We start from the raw sequence: 15253 nt of genomic DNA, 5'->3' as shown, positions 1-15253 counted from the left end.
ATCGCTTCGCGATCGACCTCTCCCCGCAAGCGGGGAGAGGTGAAGAGAGCGCACGGCCCATCACGACGCCTTCCTGATCTTGAAGCTCGCGAGGTAATCCTCGGGCTTTGCCGGATCGAAAGTCTTGCCCATCACCGCGAACGACTTGTAGGCGGTTGCCGGCGGCGACAGGCCCATCTCGGTCATCAGCTTCTTGGTATCCGTCGCCAGATACACCTGCTCGGCCACCGCCTTGTAGTCGACGTCGCCCTTGATCTGGCCCCAGCGCTTCATCTGCGTCAGCATCCACACCGCAAACGACTGCCAGGGGAACGGATCGAAATCGACGCGCTTGGCGTCGGTCTTCACGCCGCCGAGGCCGTCGGCATAGGTGCCGGTCAGGACCTGCTCCAGCACCGTGACCGGCGCGTTGATGTAGTTGGCGGGCGCGATGGCCTCCGCGATCTGCTTGCGGTTCTCCGCCTTCGACGCGTAGGCGGTGGCATCGACGATGGCGCGCGTCAGCGCGGCAAAGCTGTTCGGCGCCGTGGCGATGAATTCGCGGCTGGCGGCAAAGCTGCAGCAGGGATGGCCGTCCCAGATCTCCTTCGAGAGCAGGTGCATGAAGCCGACGCCGTCATAGATCGCGCGCTGGCAGATGTTGTCGGGCGCGAGGAAGCCGTCGATGTTGTCGGCGCGGAGGTTCGCGACCATCTCCGGCGGCGGCACCGAGCGCAACTGCACGTCGGTATCGGGGTCGAGCCCGTGCTCGGCGAGATAGTAGCGCAGCAGATAATTGTGCATGGAGTAGTCGAAGGGGATCGCGAATTTCAGGCCCTTCCAGTCCTTCGGATCGCGCTTGTCCTTGTGCTTGGTCGCCAGAACGATGCCCTGCCCGTTGATGTTCTCGATCGCAGGCACTGCAAACGGAATCGCGTTGGCGCCAAGCCCCAGCGAGATCGCGATCGGCATCGGCGCCAGCATGTGAGCTGCGTCGTATTCCTTGTTGATGGTCTTGTCGCGGATCACGGCCCAGCCGGCGGTCTTCACCACTTCGACATTGAGGCCGTGCTTGGCATAGAAGCCCATCGGCGCCGCCATGATGATCGGCGTCGCGCAGGTGATGGGGATGAAGCCGACCTTGAGGTCCTTCTTCTCCGGCGTGCCGGCCTGCGCGAAGACCTCGGTCGCGGTCTGAAGCGGGAAGAACTGCGACAGTGCGGCGAGTGCGGTCGATGCGCCGACCGATTTCAGGAAGGCGCGCCGGACCACGTCCTGCGGAAACATCGCGCGCATCACGGCGGAGGCGACGACGCCCTCGTAGCGCTTCTCCTCACTCTCGATCTGCGAGCAGCGCAACGCCGTGGCCTGCTCGTGCTCCGCCGCGGACTGGTGCTGGCCGCAGGCACAGCCGGCTCGAAGGTTGCGATTGGGATCAAACGGATTGTCGAACGTGGACATCGGACCTCCTGCGCGTCATTGCAGGAGCAATTACGCAAAGAGCATGCCACCACCTTTCGGCCGTCCAGTGCCTTGATGACGCAGCACTTTTCATCACACTTGGTCGCTACGAAAATTCGTGATACACGAGAATTCGTAGTTCAATCACGAGATTTCGTAATGGCGACGACGCAGATGTTCGCTCCCGATGATACCTCCGAGGCCCTCGACCCGCGCGTCGCCGCGTTCGAGTCCTCGGTCGAGGCCACGCTGCTGGTCGATCCCTATGCCGACCAGATCATCGACGCCAATCCGGCCGCCTGCGCCCTGCTCGGCTACGACCGCGCGCTGCTGCGGCAGACCAGGGCGAGCACCCTGCACGCCGGCGAGCTTCCGGCCCTGACCGTGTTCACCCAGGCCGTGCTGCACAAGGGCGCCTACTGGACCACGGCGCTCACCCCTCGCCATGCCACCGGACAAAATCTCCGACTGGAATATGCCGGCTGCGTGCTGCCCCATGACGGCCGCACGCTGGTGCAGCTCACCCTGACCGATCTCGACGCGCGCCGGCGCCGCAATGTCGATGCCGCCGCCGAAGACCACATGCGCAGCGGCATCTCGACCTGGCAGCGGGTCGAGCGGGTGTTCCAGGACATCGAGCGCGAGAACCAGCTGATCCTGCGCGCCGCCGGCGAAGGCATCTATGGCGTGAACGCGGAAGGCAAGACCACCTTCGTCAATCCCGCGGCCGAACGCATGCTGGGCTGGACCGCCGAGGAGCTGGTCGGCAAGGAGATCCACCCGATCGTGCACCACACCCATCACGATGGCCGGCACTATCACAACCATGACTGTCCGATCTACGCGGCGTTCCGCGACGGCGCCGTGCATCAGGTCGACGGCGAGGTGTTTTGGCGCAAGGACGGCTCGCCGGCCTGGGTCGAATACACCTCCACCCCGATCCGCGACCGCGGCGTCGTGGTCGGCGCCGTCGTGGTGTTTCGCGACGTCAGCCAGCGCCGCGAGGCCGACGAGAAGCTGCACGCAGCCCTCACCGAGGTCGACCGCCTGCGTGAGCGGCTCGAGCTCGAGAACGCCTATCTCCAGGAAGAAATCCGCATCGAGACCAATCCGCGCGGCATCATCGGTCAAAGCGAGGCGATCCAGAAGACGCTGCGCCAGGTCAAGCTGGTGGCGCCGACCACCGCGGCGGTGATGATCACCGGCGAGTCCGGCACCGGCAAGGAGCTGATCGCCCGCGCCATCCACGAGGATTCCACCCGCAGCGACCGGCCGCTGATCCGCGTCAACTGCGCCGCGATCCCGCGCGAATTGTTCGAGAGCGAGTTCTTCGGCCATGTCCGCGGCGCCTTCACCGGCGCGACGCGCGACCGCATCGGCCGGTTCGAGCTCGCCGACGGCGGCACGCTGTTCCTCGACGAGGTCGGCGAGATCCCGCTCGAATTGCAAGGCAAGCTGCTGCGCGTGTTGCAGGAAGGCAATTTCGAGCGCGTCGGCCAGGAGCGCACCCGCGCGGTCGACGTCCGCGTCATCGCCGCGACCAACCGCGACCTCAAGCAGGAGGTCCAGCGCGGACGTTTTCGCGAGGACCTCTATTTCCGCCTCAACGTGTTTCCGATCGAGACGGTGCCCTTGCGCGAGCGGCGCGAGGACATTCCCCTGCTCGCCCAGCATTTTCTGACGCGCGAGGGCAAGGCGCTGAAATCGAATTTGCGCCTGTCGGAAGGCGATGCCCGGCGGCTCACGCGCTACGACTGGCCCGGCAATGTCCGCGAATTGCAGAACGTGATCGAGCGCGCCGCGATCCTGTCGCAGAACGGCCGCCTGCGCATCGACCTGCCTGATACCTCCGGCGCGCCAGCTCCGGCCGGCACCGCGCGCCAGAAGGCCGATGCGCGGCCCGCGGTCATGACGTCAGCGGAGATGCGCGATCACGAGCGCGCCAATATTCTCGCCGCGCTCGAGGCCTGCGCGGGAAAGGTGTTCGGCCCCGGCGGCGCGGCGGAGATGCTTGATATCAAGCCGACCACGCTGGCCTCGCGGATCAAGGCGCTGGGGATCGCGCCCCGTCCGCGGGCCTTCGGTTAGCGACGCTCACGCCGCCTTGGTCGTCACCTCGGATGCGATCGGCAGCCCTTGCTCGATCGGCAGCGACGGATCGCGCGACCATTCGTTCCAGGAGCCGAAATACATCCGCACGTCCTTCACGCCGGCGTTCTTCAGCGCCAGGAACGTGTTCGAGGCCCGCGCCCCCTTGAAGCAGTAGAGATAGACCGGCGTCGTCTGCGAGATGCCGACGGTGGCGCATTCGGCCAGGATCTCGTCCTTGGACTTGAAGCGCGGGCCTTCGGCGGTCGGCTTCATCATGCGGTACCATTCCAGCCACACCGCGCCGGGGATGCGGCCCTTGCGCGGGCAGAAATCCTTTCCATAAGGAGACGAGCTGTCGCCGATCCACTCGTCGACATCGCGCACGTCGAGGATGGCGATGCCGGGCTTGCCGACGGCGCCAAGCATCGTCTTCGCATCGATCAGGATCTCGCCCGCCTCAGGCACGATCGCGAACGACGCCTTCGCCGGCGTCGGCACGTCCTTCGTCACCGGGAAGCCCGCGGCCGACCACGCATCGAAGCCGCCATGCAGCACCTTCACCTTGGGATAGCCGAGCATGGTGAGCAGGTAATAGCCGCGGCAGGACTGGCCGAAGCCCGAGTTCATCGACTGCTCGTAGATCACGGCCGTCTCCTTGCCGGAGAGACCGGCGGCGCCGAACGCGTCGGCGAATTTTGTCTTCAGCTCCGCCATGCCCTCAGGCGTCGAGGTCGCGAGGAACGTGAAGATCTCATGCACGTTGACGGCATTGGGCAGATGGCCGGCGGCGTAGGCATCGGGATTGCGGGTGTCGATGACGACACACGGCTCTAGCTTCAAGAGATCGGCGAGTTCGACGGCAGTGATCAGAACGTCAGTCATGGCAGCCTCTCCGTTGAGGTTGGGGGTCTTCGGGTGGACTCGCAAAGATCAGGAATCGGCGAGCATCTTGCGCAACTGCTTGGTGGCAGGCGTGACGATCGCGACGAAATAGGCCTCGCGCAGGCGTCGCTGCGCGCGGTGGCTTTTGAGGTAACCGCGCGCGCCACAATGCAGCATCGCCGCATGCGCCGCCGCGACGCTGGCTTCGCCGGCGCGCAGGCGGAGCGCGATCACCTTGCGCCAATAGGTCTCCTCCTCGTTGTAGGGATCGCGCGCCAGCGCCATGGTCTCGGCCTCGAGCTCGGCGGCGAGGTCGCGGAAGTGCACCGGCTGCTGCGGCAAATAACGGTTGATGTGGCCGAGGGGACCGCCGACCTCGTCCATGATGTTGATGCAATCCCTGATAACGCCGAGCGCCATGCCGGCCTGGAGCAGGATGAAGCCGGCGCGGATCTTCTTGACGAAGGGACCTGCGGGATCGGCGAGGATCAGCTCATCCGGCACGAAGACGTCGCGGAACTGCACGCCATAGGTACCGGTGCCGTCCATGGCGAGGAACGGCTTGCATGGCGTGAGTGTGATCGCAGGGTCCGAGCAATCGGCCAGAAACATCACAGTCCCGGGCTCGCCACTTGCGATGCCCTGATCGTCCTCGCACTGGAAGATGGTGCCGAAATAATGATCGGGGCCGAGATTGGAGACCCAGGGCAGCGCGCCGCGGACGATGTAGCCGCCCTCGACCTTCCGCCCTTTCAGCTTGAGCTTCTCGATGCCGAAGAAGCTCTTCATCGGATTGGAGAGCCCGGTGCCGCCGAGCACCCGGCCGGTCGAGAAGGCATCGCCGAAGCGCCTCGCGAGCTTCATATTGGTCGAGTTGGCGGCGTACCAGACCAGCGTGTTCTGGCACCAGGCCATGAACGCCGTAGCGCCGCAGACCTCGCCGATCGCCGCCATCGCCTGGATGGCGCAGCGCAAATCCGCGGGACCTTCGTGCGGCATATGACTGCCCCACGCGCCGACCGCGCCGAATTCGCGCAGCACCTCGGCCGGATAGACCGAGCCGTCGTCGATACCGGCGGCGAGCGGCGCGAGCTGCTCGCGCGCGATCCGCGCTACCTCGCCTGCAATGGACGGTGCGGGTTGATCCAAAACGTCGACCCGCGATAAAGCCAGTGAACCCATGATCGCCTCCCGCACCTTGTCCTGTTGCCGTCAGCCTAGATGCCGACCTCGAGATTGACCGGACGGGTGAAGGTGTTGGCGACAGGCGACCATTTCTTCACATGGGCGACCAGCGCGTTGATCTCGTCCTGCGAGATGCCCTCGCACTCCATGTCGACCTTGACGCGCACGTCGGTGAAGCCAACGGGCTTGTCGGAGACATCGCCGGTGCCCCACACGGCCGTGATGTTGAGGTCGCCCTCGAGCTCGAGCTCGAGCTTGTTGACGATCCAGCCGCGATGCACGGCGTTGGCGTGCAGGCCGACCGCAAGGCAGGAGCCGAGCGCGGCGAGCGAGGCTTCCGACGGATTGGGCGCGGTATCGTCACCCAGAAGGCCCGGCGGCTCGTCGACGATGTAGGGCTGCAGATTGCGGATGTAGTTGGCGTGGCGGAATTTTCCTTCCGCGACTGTCTTGCATTTCAAGGTCTTGACGACCTTCGGATTGGCCTTGCCGCTCGCGATCAGTTGCTCGAGGCCATTCTTGTCGATGGGCGCGAGGCAACCCGTCAGCACGGTCTTTTGAACGACGGCAGTCATCAGTTTTCTCCCTGGCAGCCGAGGAAATCGGCAGGATACCGAACGGTCTGTTTCCTTGCATGGAGCGTGCCAGAGGCGGCCAAAAACAAAAGGCGAAGCATTGGAGCCGCTTAGCCGGCGCTGCCTGCGGATTGATCAGCCGCCCCATGCCCAAAGGCGATGCAGATGGGTTGCGCTTTGCGAATCTTTTCAGCGCGGAACAGATGCGGCTTGCTGATGCGGCGTCGCTGCGGGTAAGTTTGGACTCATGGCAAAGACGTCATCGAAGAAGATCTCGCCCCACGCCGGTGCCGGCGAAGACGAATCCGCGCGCGGGCGCCTCTTGAGCGCCGCGACGCATCTGTTCTGCAAGAACGGCATCAACGCCACCGGCATCGACGCGATCATCGAGGAAGCCGGCACGGCCAAGACCACGCTCTATAAATTGTTCGGCTCCAAGACCAACCTCGTCAACGCGGTGCTGGAGAGCGAAGGCAAGCAGTGGCGCGAATGGTTCATCGGCGCCATGGAGCAAGGCGGCGGCGACGCGCAGGCAAAACTCACGCGCATCTTCCCCGCGCTGAAGAGCTGGTTCGCCGAGGAACGCTTCTACGGCTGCCCGTTCATCAACGCCGTCGGCGAGCACGACAAGGACGCAAAACAATTCCGCAACATCGCGCTGAAGCACAAGAAGATCGTGCTCGGCCACATCGAGAAGCTCGCCGGCGAGCTCGGCTCGAGCGAGCCGGCAGTGCTCGCGCACCAGCTCGGCCTCATCATCGACGGCGCGATCGTCGCAGCGATGATCTCGCGCGACCCGGGCGTGGCGGATACGGCCGCGCTCACGGCCGGCCCCCTGCTCGGCCAGTCCAGAACGAAGAAGAAGCGCGCCGCGGATCAGTTAGAGGCGGTGTAAGCCTCGCCATGATCCCGTAGGGTGCGCAAAAGGCGCAAAGCGCCGTGCCCACCAGATCTTCGCGACCTTGTTGATCGAGATGGTGGGCACGCTTCGCTTTGCCCACCCTACAATGTCCGTTTCATAAATCCCCCGATCGCCGCCAGCACCGGCTGCTGATCGCCGGCAAAGAACCAGTGATCGTTGCCGTCGAGCTCGACGAACTCCGCGCCGCTGATCCGGCTCGCGATGTCGCGGCCGGCCGCGATCCGCACCGCCCGGTCGCCCCGCCGGTGCAACACGAGCGTCGGCACGGCGATCTGCGCCAGGAGATGCCGCACGTCGGCGTCGCGAAACGCCTCCAGCACGGCGGAGATGCCGCCGGGACTGGAGGCCGCGCGCAGCAGCCCCGCCCACCAGGCGCGCGCCTGGGCATCACGAGCCAGGCTCGGCGCAAAAGTTTCGATCCCGACCGGACCGCCCCATTGCGCGACGAGCTGCTGGCGCCAGGCGTCATACTGGCTGGCGCGCAGCGCATGCGGATAGTCCTGCGACCAGCAGCCCTTGGCCAGGGCGCCGAACAGGATGAGCCCGGCCACGAGGCGCGGCTCATCGACCGCAAATTTGATGCAGGCCGGCCCGCACTCGGAGGCGCCGAACAGCACGACGCGGCGCGCATTCGTCGCGCGCAGGACCGTGCCGATATCCTCCGCGGTGACGTCGATGCCAGGGGCCGATCCGACCCGGTCGGACAGCCCGATGCCGCGACGATCGAACACGATCAGCCGCCCGAGCTTCATCAACGACGCCAGAAACGTCCGGCTCGCGGGATGCTCCCAGGCGCGCTCCACATGCGACACGAAGCCGGGCATGACCAGGATATCGAGCGGGCCGCTGCCATAGGTCTGATACGCCAGATGCACGCCGGCGCCCTTCACATAGCGTGTCGTCGGAACGGCAAGCGCTGTCGCCGCGGGACTCATCAGCGCTTCGGTCTCGGCTTCCGGCGCAACCCCGAGCTCGTCGCGCAGCCGCTGCGTCAGTGCCGCGTGGTGCCGCTCAGCCGCGCTTCGGTCGCCGGCCAGCAGCAAGCTGCGGATCAGATGGCGGCCATAGACTTCGCTGAGCGGATCGAGCTCGACCAGACGTCCCGCGTGCACTGTGGCGGCAAAATGCTCGCCCGCGGCGTTCTTGTCCTGCACCAGCCGCTCCAGCGCGTTCATGAGCCGCCCCCGCAGCGCCTCCCGGCGGAAGAACGCCCAATCGTCGAATTCGGGACAATCGTCCAGCGCGAAGCCGGCCAGGAAGTCACTCCGGTAGATCCGGCAGGCCTGCTCAAAGTCGCCGCGGTCGCAGGCGCTCTCGAACAGATGCGTATCGACTTTCAGCGCGATCGCGGGTGACCATCGCACGCTGGCGCGATCAGTCTCGAAAACCGGCTGGCCGAGCGTCTGCTCGATGCGGTGAAGCAGCCGCCGCAATCGCGCACGTCCGGTCTCGCCGGGGCTCTCGGGCCACAGCAGCGTGGCCACGACGTCCCGCGCCACAGCACCCTTGGCCTCCGCGACATAGACCAGCAGCGCAAGACCCTTGCGTAAGGCCAGCTTGATCAGGCGGTCGTCGGCATGGACCTCAGGGAAGCCAAATGTTTCCAGCGAGAAGGCCGTCATGGAAATCCTCCCTCCCCGGCCGGGGGACGCTCAGGGGACGGTCCAGCGATAACAATCGGGTCAGATCGAGCCCGCTCGCCGGTGAGCGATTGAGGCTCCTGCATGCGGCACTGCCGCCGTCCGCGCAATAGGAAAAAACATGTTCGCGCGCCTCGCAATCCTGCTCTACGCCATCGTGAGCTATGCCGTATTCACGGTCTCATTTCTCTACGCCCTCGGTTTCGTCGACAATTATGTCGTGCCGAAGTCGATCGACGTCGGCAGCCCCACGAACTTGGGCGAGGCCATCCTCGTCAACCTGCTGCTGATGACCCTGTTTGCCATCCAGCACAGCGTCATGGCGCGCCCGGCCTTCAAACGATGGTGGGCCAAATTCCTTCCCCCGGCCTGCCAGCGCAGCACCTACGTGCTGCTCTCCAGCCTGATCCTCCTGCTGCTGTTCTGGCAGTGGCGTCCGATCCCGACGCCGGTCTGGCAAACGAGCGGAATAGCGGCCTGGCTGCTGATCGGCGTGCATTGGCTCGGCTGGCTGATCGCGTTTGCCTCGACCCACATGATCGACCATTTCGATCTGTTCGGTCTGCGTCAGGCTTTCGTCGCGTTCCGCGGGACCGAGATATCAGGTCAATCCTTCAGGACGCCGCTGCTCTACAAGATCGTGCGGCATCCGCTCATGCTCGGCTTCCTGCTCGCATTCTGGGCGACGCCCGCGATGACCGCCGGCCACTTGCTGTTCACGCTCGCGAACACGGCCTACATCCTGGTGGCGTTGCAGTTCGAGGAGCGGGATCTGATCGCCGAGTTCGGCGCGACCTACCAGGAATATCGCCGCCGCGTTCCCATGCTGGTGCCGCGCCTTTTCGCCCGCCGCCGGACGGACGATCGGAAATCGCCTCGTCCCGTTGGAGCACCCCGATGAAAGCGGTTCTGTGCAGCTCGTTCACCGGCCCTGCGGACTTGCGCCTCAGCGAGATCGACGAGCCGAGGCCTGCCGGCGACGAGATTCTCATCGACGTCCACGCGGCGTCCGTGAGCTTCATGGACCAGTTAATGGTTTCGGGCCTTTACCAGATGCGGCCGCCGACCCCCTTCGTGCCCGGCACGGAAGCATCCGGCATCGTCGTCGCGGTCGGCGACAAGGTCACGACATTCACCCCGGGCGATCGGGTGGCGTGCAGCAGTTGGACCGGCGGCTACGCCGAACGGATGACCGCGAAGCAATCGAAGAGCGTGCGTCTGCCCGATGGCGTCGCGTTCGAAGCGGCAGCGACGGTGCTGCACAATTACGGCACGGCCTATTATGCGCTGGTCGAGCGCGCACGGGCGGAAGCCGGCGAAACCGTGTTCATCACCGGCGCTGCCGGCGGCGTTGGACTAGCCGCCGTGGACCTCAGCCGCCATTTCGGCCTGCGCGTCGTCGCCGGTGTCGGCTCCGATGACAAGGCCGCCCTGGTGCGCGGTTACGGCGCCAGCGAAATCGTCAACTATCGCGGCGAGGACCTGCGCGACCGGATCAAGTCGATCACATCGGGAGAAGGCATCGATATCGGCTTCGACAATGTCGGCGGAGCGGTCTTCGAGCAGATGGCGCGGCTGATGAAATGGGGCGGGCGGCTGCTGCCGATCGGATTCACCAGCGGCGAGATTCCACAGGTCCCGATGAACCTGCCGCTCCTGAAAAACTATTCCATCATCGGCGTCTTCGTCGGCGCCTGGGCGGAGAGGTTTTCCGCGGAGGCCGCGCGCATGAACGTCACGCTGATGCAATTGCTGGCCGACGGACGAATCCGCCCGCATATCGATCGCATCCTCCCTTTGGAGGAGGCCGGGGACGCCATGCGCGCCGTGGCCAATCGCACGGTTCAGGGACGAATTGTCCTCAAGATCAGGTAGAGTGTGCCGACGAAGAGAGAGCATAACCGATGACCCGGATCATCATCGACAAGCGCTATTGCGGTCCGCCGAACTCCGGCAACGGCGGCTATGTCTGCGGCCGGCTGGCGCGGCACATTCCCGGCACTGCGGAGGTGACGCTGCGCGCACCGCCGCCGCTGGACAGGCCGCTCGATGCGATCGCGACCGACGACGGCACATGGGAGCTTCGCGATGGCGCCAAGCTCGTCGCGACCGGGCGGCCGACAAATGTCGAACTGGCGCGGCTGGAGAAAGCCAGCTTCGAGGAGGCCCGCGCCGCCGAGCTGCGGACGCCGGTCAAGCCGCACGAGCACCCGTTGCCGACCTGCTTCGTGTGCGGACCCGCCAGGGCGAAGGGCGACGGCCTTCGCATTTTCGCCGGACCGCTCGGGCGTGATGTGCGGAATGCCGTTCTCGCGGCGAGCTGGATACCGGATCCGAATCTGGTCGCCGAGGACGGCCTTGTCGCAAGCGAATTTCTCTGGTCGGCGCTCGATTGTCCCACCGGCTATGCCTGCAACTACAATCAGGAGAGCGACAGCTTCGACCAGGCGCCGCTCCTGCTGGGACGGATGTCGGCACGCATCGAGGCCCGGCCGCGCCCCGGCGACCGCTGCGTCATCACGGCCTGGCCGACCGGCCGCGACGGCCGCAAGCGCACGGCCGAGGCCGCAGTGCATGATGAAACCGGGAGGTTGCTGGCCGTGGCGCGCGCGACATGGATTGCAGTGGAGCGCGAGGTGCAGCTGGGGTGCGGGTGATGCTCGGCGGGCGACGGGAGAAGCCCCCGCCCCATACCTTTTCAAGAGCAAAAGCGCCGCGGCGATGAGCTGACTTCGGCCAACCAAACGCGATGCGACCAAGCCACGCCGAACGGCCCGTGGCGGGTGTAAGCGGCTCTCCCGAGGCTGTTCACACCTCAATCGGGCATTTTTAGCTACCGCAACCTGTGTTACTCTGCCGGCCGTCCGGGCTTCGGACGGCGGCTTCCGCCGCGCTGTGCGATTGCTTCGAAAATCACTTTGGTGCGCTCGCGGCTGCAGTTTCGAAATGCGCCGCCTGCAAAAATATAGTGCTTATGCGATAGGAGTGCCTGATGCGTCTTGCCCCAGCCTCTCTGCTCTTTTCGACCAGCCTGTTTGGATTTTTCCTACTGTGCGACAGTTCGGCGCCGGCGAACCCAACCTACGTCTGTCCCATGGCATCCGCCGCGCTTGAAGATGACACGCTGTACGCATTCGACGGTCGAACGATGACCCCGGTCATTTCCGCGAATGAGTTCGAGGCCCCCCAGCGAAAGTGGACAACTCTCTATTTCGTCGTCAAGACGGCCGGCGATGACCGGGCCGGTGCGATCGTGATAAAGACGGCGAGGCTTGGACCGCAACTGACCTCCGACCGGCCGGACTATGGCCGCGTCTTGTTGCGACGATCCGGCGTCGGCTCGAATTGTGGAAGCCAGCGTTCATATTTGAACAGCGTTTCAACGCTCGCATACGAGGCCTATCACGACCTGGGTTACGATCGCGGCGAGATCCTGGAGCGCCCGGACGGGAGCGACACTGGCCTCACTACTTTGCAACACTTCCATACTGGCTACGACGCAACGGACTATGCTTCTCGTGACCAGAAATGCAGGCGAACGGATGACAAAAAGCGTTACGATGGAAGCTACGAAGCGCGAAGTAACCGCTCACAATTTTCGTTTGTGACAGATATCGTCGACCACGGCATCAGCGGCGCGGCTTCGCAAGCGGCCTCGGGGGGCTTTCGGTGGGTCGCGTCCCTGATTGTTCCTCCAGCTTCTGCCAACAGAGAAAATTTGCGGGAGCGTCGGGTTGAGATCAAGCCCTATCAGACAGTTGCCGGCATCGCTTGCGTACCCTTCCGGATCAGCCCACGAGGCACCGCGCAGGTGATCCGAGTTAACGATCTCGATCGCAGGAAACAGGTTGGGTTCGACTTCGGCAGAGTGAAGGAAATCCGGCTAGGTCCGACAACCGGAGGGGAGCCTTAGAAGCGCCGGCTGCGCCACTCATCACCCAGCGGGCGCGCTCGGAGCCGGAGCAGCAAAAGGCGGGGCCCCCGTCAACCGCCGAACGAAGTCGTCTGCTGTAGCAGCGGCATCCAACCCAAATGCATTTGCCATCATTTCGACGCTGGACCAGCCCAGGTCTCGATATGCCTCGAACTGGGCCGAGTCGAAAAACTGATCGACAGTGGATTGATTCGGGAAATCAGGATATTTGGCCTTGTACCCTTTGGTGGAAAAGCTGAGCTGCTTGATCATTCCCGATTTCAGATAAACGAATGTTCCGGTCTTCGCTTGGTCCGCAATCCCGGCACGGTGCTCGGCAGGATAATCGATCGAGGCCACGAAGTAGGATTTCTTCGCGAACTTCGCGCCGGCCGGATAGCCCATGTCCCCTGCGGGCGCGATGGTATCTGCCTCTGCCTCGATCTTGATGATGACACCGAAATCTTCGCGCACTCGCTGACATACCGAGGCGAGGGCCGACATTGCCGTTGACGGATCCTCCTCCGAGTCGAGCACGATCACCACATCGCAGCGCCTCCGGATGAGCTCGTAGGCTCCCAGATTGTCGAAGTGCCCTCCGTCGCTCAGCTCGAGAAAATCGCTGTCGCGCTGATAGCCGGACCGAAACACCCCGTACTTGAGGCCCGGCGAGAAATAGTTCGGCGTTCCCCGAGATGCGCCGGGAGCGCCAATCCAAAGGCCGAGGCGGAGATTGAAGAGCATCATGACGGTCGAGATCAACCGATCACGCGTGATGCCGGTCCCGATAAAACCGGCATTCGCGTTGGCAGCGGCGCCCGAGGCTGCCATGGCAGAGGCGAGCGTCATTGGACCATGCCGCTTGCCGTGGTCCGATGTCGAAAGCCATCCCGTTGTAAAACTCCCGACATAACACGGGCTCAACAGAAAACTGGCTCCGCCGCGAAGCGCAACCGTCTGATCGAGGTCGTTGACCAGAATGACGTTGGTGTTGATCAGTGGATAAGGAAGCGGACTGGTCTGTTTGGGTGGCCATATCGCCGCCAATGGCAACCGGTCCGCATCGCTATAATTTGGCGCATCCGCCGCCTTTTGCTCAATCGTCGGCATGAAGGCTTCCATCAGGCGGTCGCGATAGAAGCGATGCAGACCGAGGTAGTTGACGTTGCTCCACCATCCAAAGGCAACTGAAAACACCAGGAGCGCAGCGAAAAACTCGCGGCAATATTGTGCCTGGTCTGCGGTGAGATGTTGCGGCTGGATTAGAAATCTCGCTCCAGCATAGGCGATCACGAGTATGAGATAGAGAAAGGCACCGGCCGCCAAAGTGGCCGCGACGCGGGTGGCAAGAGAGGGCGCGAGCCGCTGCGCCTGCACGAAGTGACCATAAAGACCGGAAAGAAATCCGCTGGCGACGGTGAAGATTCCGATCAGCGCCTTTCCTCCGGTTGGATAGCTCTTGGTGGAATCCGCGATTGCCTCGAACACAAAGGGAAGAGATCCGAACGTGAGGCACGCGATCAGGGTGGGAAACCACACCGTCGCGGCCAGCTCGTATTTGCGCCGCACCGCATAGTTGACGCCGAACTCCAGTATTCCTGAAAGCTGCAGAATGCCGACAATAATCGCGCACGCGCCGAACAGACCGAATCCGGCGGTCGCAATCAACAGCGCCGAAGTGACGGGATCGACAGTAGCCAGATCGAAACGTGCTCCGAAGTGACCGAACGTGAAGTAGGAGACCAGCAGCCCGGCGATGCCGACGGCGGCACAACGCCCGGCCCGGGCGATGCGGTCACCGCGGTTTTCCGTGGTCTCGGGAGGAATGAGGATCGAGATGATCGCAAGGAATATCGTCCCGATCAGCGCAATCGCCAGAAGCAACACAATGGCGAAAATGAAGACACCGGCAAACGCCGAAACGCAGATGCCGATCCATGGCAACGACAGGGTCATGGCTTCCAGTTTTGGGACGGTTAGCTCTCCCATGGTCCCGTACGATTCGTAGAAGGCGTGAAAGCCGGTGGCCACGAATACGACCAGCATGAACGCGATCGCCAGTGGCAGCCAGAAGAAAACGCTGATCAGAAACGTGCGAAGCAGAACCGCGATTCCCGACCAGATCGAGATGCCGCCGCCTGGCGCGAGAAAGCTGGCGTGCCAGCGCAAATACTTCAGGCTCTCATTTTCACTCGCAAGAGATTGCGTTTGCTCGCTGCCATAGGGAAAGTTTGCGCCCGCGTCGGTGTTGGGATCGTCATGCCATTTCCACTGCACCGCCGACGCGGCATATCCGCCGCCGGACACGCTCGATATGTAGTCGAAATGCTTGAGCAAGCCGCTGTTGGCAAATCTTTGCAATGCACCGAGACAGAACGTCGCCGAGCGAATGCCTCCCCCTGACAGCGCGAGCCCAATCCAGGGGCCGGTTACAGCTCTCTTCCGGCCCACGGCCACAGCAGCGCGTTCATCCTGCAAAACGGCGGCTTCGTGCTGCCGCGCGATCGCTGTGGCCCCCGCCTGCGTCAAGCTCCTTTTTCGAAAAAGCACAGGCGCCCCCACAACCAGCGAATGAGGTGAACAAGCCCGACAATCTTAGCCGCTT

The 15253-nt window shown here is 63.9% G+C and carries 12 protein-coding genes; 6 read left to right on the top strand and 6 right to left on the bottom strand.

The genetic code is table 11. The features are described from left to right. Nucleotides 1–60: 60 nt before the first annotated feature. Nucleotides 61–1440 carry a CmpA/NrtA family ABC transporter substrate-binding protein gene (locus tag ACVWW6_RS22640; protein ID WP_456681405.1) on the bottom strand — a complete coding sequence of 460 codons (1380 nt, stop codon included), beginning with the start codon at nucleotides 1438–1440 and terminating at the stop codon, nucleotides 61–63. A gap of 159 nt (nucleotides 1441–1599) precedes the next feature. On the opposite strand from ACVWW6_RS22640, the gene ACVWW6_RS22635 reads away from it, so the two are divergent. Continuing rightward, nucleotides 1600–3528 (top strand): sigma 54-interacting transcriptional regulator, encoded by a 1929-nt coding sequence (locus ACVWW6_RS22635; RefSeq protein ID WP_456681404.1) that lies wholly within the window; start codon nucleotides 1600–1602, stop codon nucleotides 3526–3528. A gap of 6 nt (nucleotides 3529–3534) precedes the next feature. On the opposite strand, the gene ACVWW6_RS22630 is transcribed toward ACVWW6_RS22635, so the two are convergent. From ACVWW6_RS22630 to ACVWW6_RS22620, 3 genes are read right to left on the bottom strand one after another with little or no spacing between them, the layout of a single operon-like run. After that, on the bottom strand, nucleotides 3535–4413 hold the full coding sequence (locus ACVWW6_RS22630) for a sulfurtransferase (RefSeq protein ID WP_456681403.1): 879 nt from the start codon (nucleotides 4411–4413) through the stop codon (nucleotides 3535–3537). A gap of 48 nt (nucleotides 4414–4461) precedes the next feature. Further along, nucleotides 4462–5595: an acyl-CoA dehydrogenase family protein gene (locus tag ACVWW6_RS22625; protein ID WP_271612092.1), complete on the bottom strand. Its 1134-nt coding sequence runs from the start codon at nucleotides 5593–5595 to the stop codon at nucleotides 4462–4464. Between the two features lie 35 nt (nucleotides 5596–5630). Then, entirely contained in the window at nucleotides 5631–6173 is a 543-nt protein-coding gene (locus tag ACVWW6_RS22620; protein ID WP_011088482.1) for an OsmC family protein, read from the bottom strand. 247 nt (nucleotides 6174–6420) lie between these two features. On the opposite strand from ACVWW6_RS22620, the gene ACVWW6_RS22615 reads away from it, so the two are divergent. Beyond that, on the top strand, nucleotides 6421–7068 hold the full coding sequence (locus ACVWW6_RS22615) for a TetR/AcrR family transcriptional regulator (RefSeq protein ID WP_011088483.1): 648 nt from the start codon (nucleotides 6421–6423) through the stop codon (nucleotides 7066–7068). Between the two features lie 107 nt (nucleotides 7069–7175). On the opposite strand, the gene ACVWW6_RS22610 is transcribed toward ACVWW6_RS22615, so the two are convergent. Further along, on the bottom strand, nucleotides 7176–8717 hold the full coding sequence (locus tag ACVWW6_RS22610; RefSeq protein WP_456681402.1) for an alpha/beta fold hydrolase: 1542 nt from the start codon (nucleotides 8715–8717) through the stop codon (nucleotides 7176–7178). A gap of 139 nt (nucleotides 8718–8856) precedes the next feature. Here ACVWW6_RS22610 and mddA point away from each other — a divergent pair, with 139 nt between their 5' ends. The 4 genes from mddA to ACVWW6_RS22590 all read left to right on the top strand — a co-directional run bounded on the left by mddA (nucleotide 8857) and on the right by ACVWW6_RS22590 (nucleotide 12648). Beyond that, the gene (mddA, locus tag ACVWW6_RS22605) at nucleotides 8857–9636 is read left to right on the top strand and encodes a methanethiol S-methyltransferase (protein ID WP_456681401.1); all 780 of its coding nucleotides are present in this window, start codon (nucleotides 8857–8859) and stop codon (nucleotides 9634–9636) included. Continuing rightward, nucleotides 9633–10610, top strand: coding sequence for an NADPH:quinone oxidoreductase family protein (locus ACVWW6_RS22600; protein WP_456681400.1), 978 nt, complete (start codon nucleotides 9633–9635; stop codon nucleotides 10608–10610). The genes mddA and ACVWW6_RS22600 overlap by 4 nt, the downstream gene beginning before the upstream one ends. 29 nt (nucleotides 10611–10639) lie before the next feature. Beyond that, nucleotides 10640–11392 carry a PaaI family thioesterase gene (locus ACVWW6_RS22595; RefSeq protein WP_456681399.1) on the top strand — a complete coding sequence of 251 codons (753 nt, stop codon included), beginning with the start codon at nucleotides 10640–10642 and terminating at the stop codon, nucleotides 11390–11392. A 335-nt stretch (nucleotides 11393–11727) separates the two neighbouring features. After that, a complete protein-coding gene (locus tag ACVWW6_RS22590) occupies nucleotides 11728–12648 on the top strand; it encodes a hypothetical protein (RefSeq protein WP_028173353.1) in 921 nt (306 codons plus the stop codon). 21 nt (nucleotides 12649–12669) lie between these two features. Here ACVWW6_RS22590 and ACVWW6_RS22585 read toward each other — a convergent pair whose 3' ends face one another. Next, nucleotides 12670–15177, bottom strand: coding sequence for a patatin-like phospholipase family protein (locus ACVWW6_RS22585; RefSeq protein ID WP_271612097.1), 2508 nt, complete (start codon nucleotides 15175–15177; stop codon nucleotides 12670–12672). Nucleotides 15178–15253 lie beyond the last annotated feature (76 nt).

This window comes from Bradyrhizobium sp. USDA 3311 (genome assembly GCF_054062495.1).
Note: the sequence above shows the minus strand (reverse complement) of the source record. Positions and strands in the feature narration are given on the sequence as shown.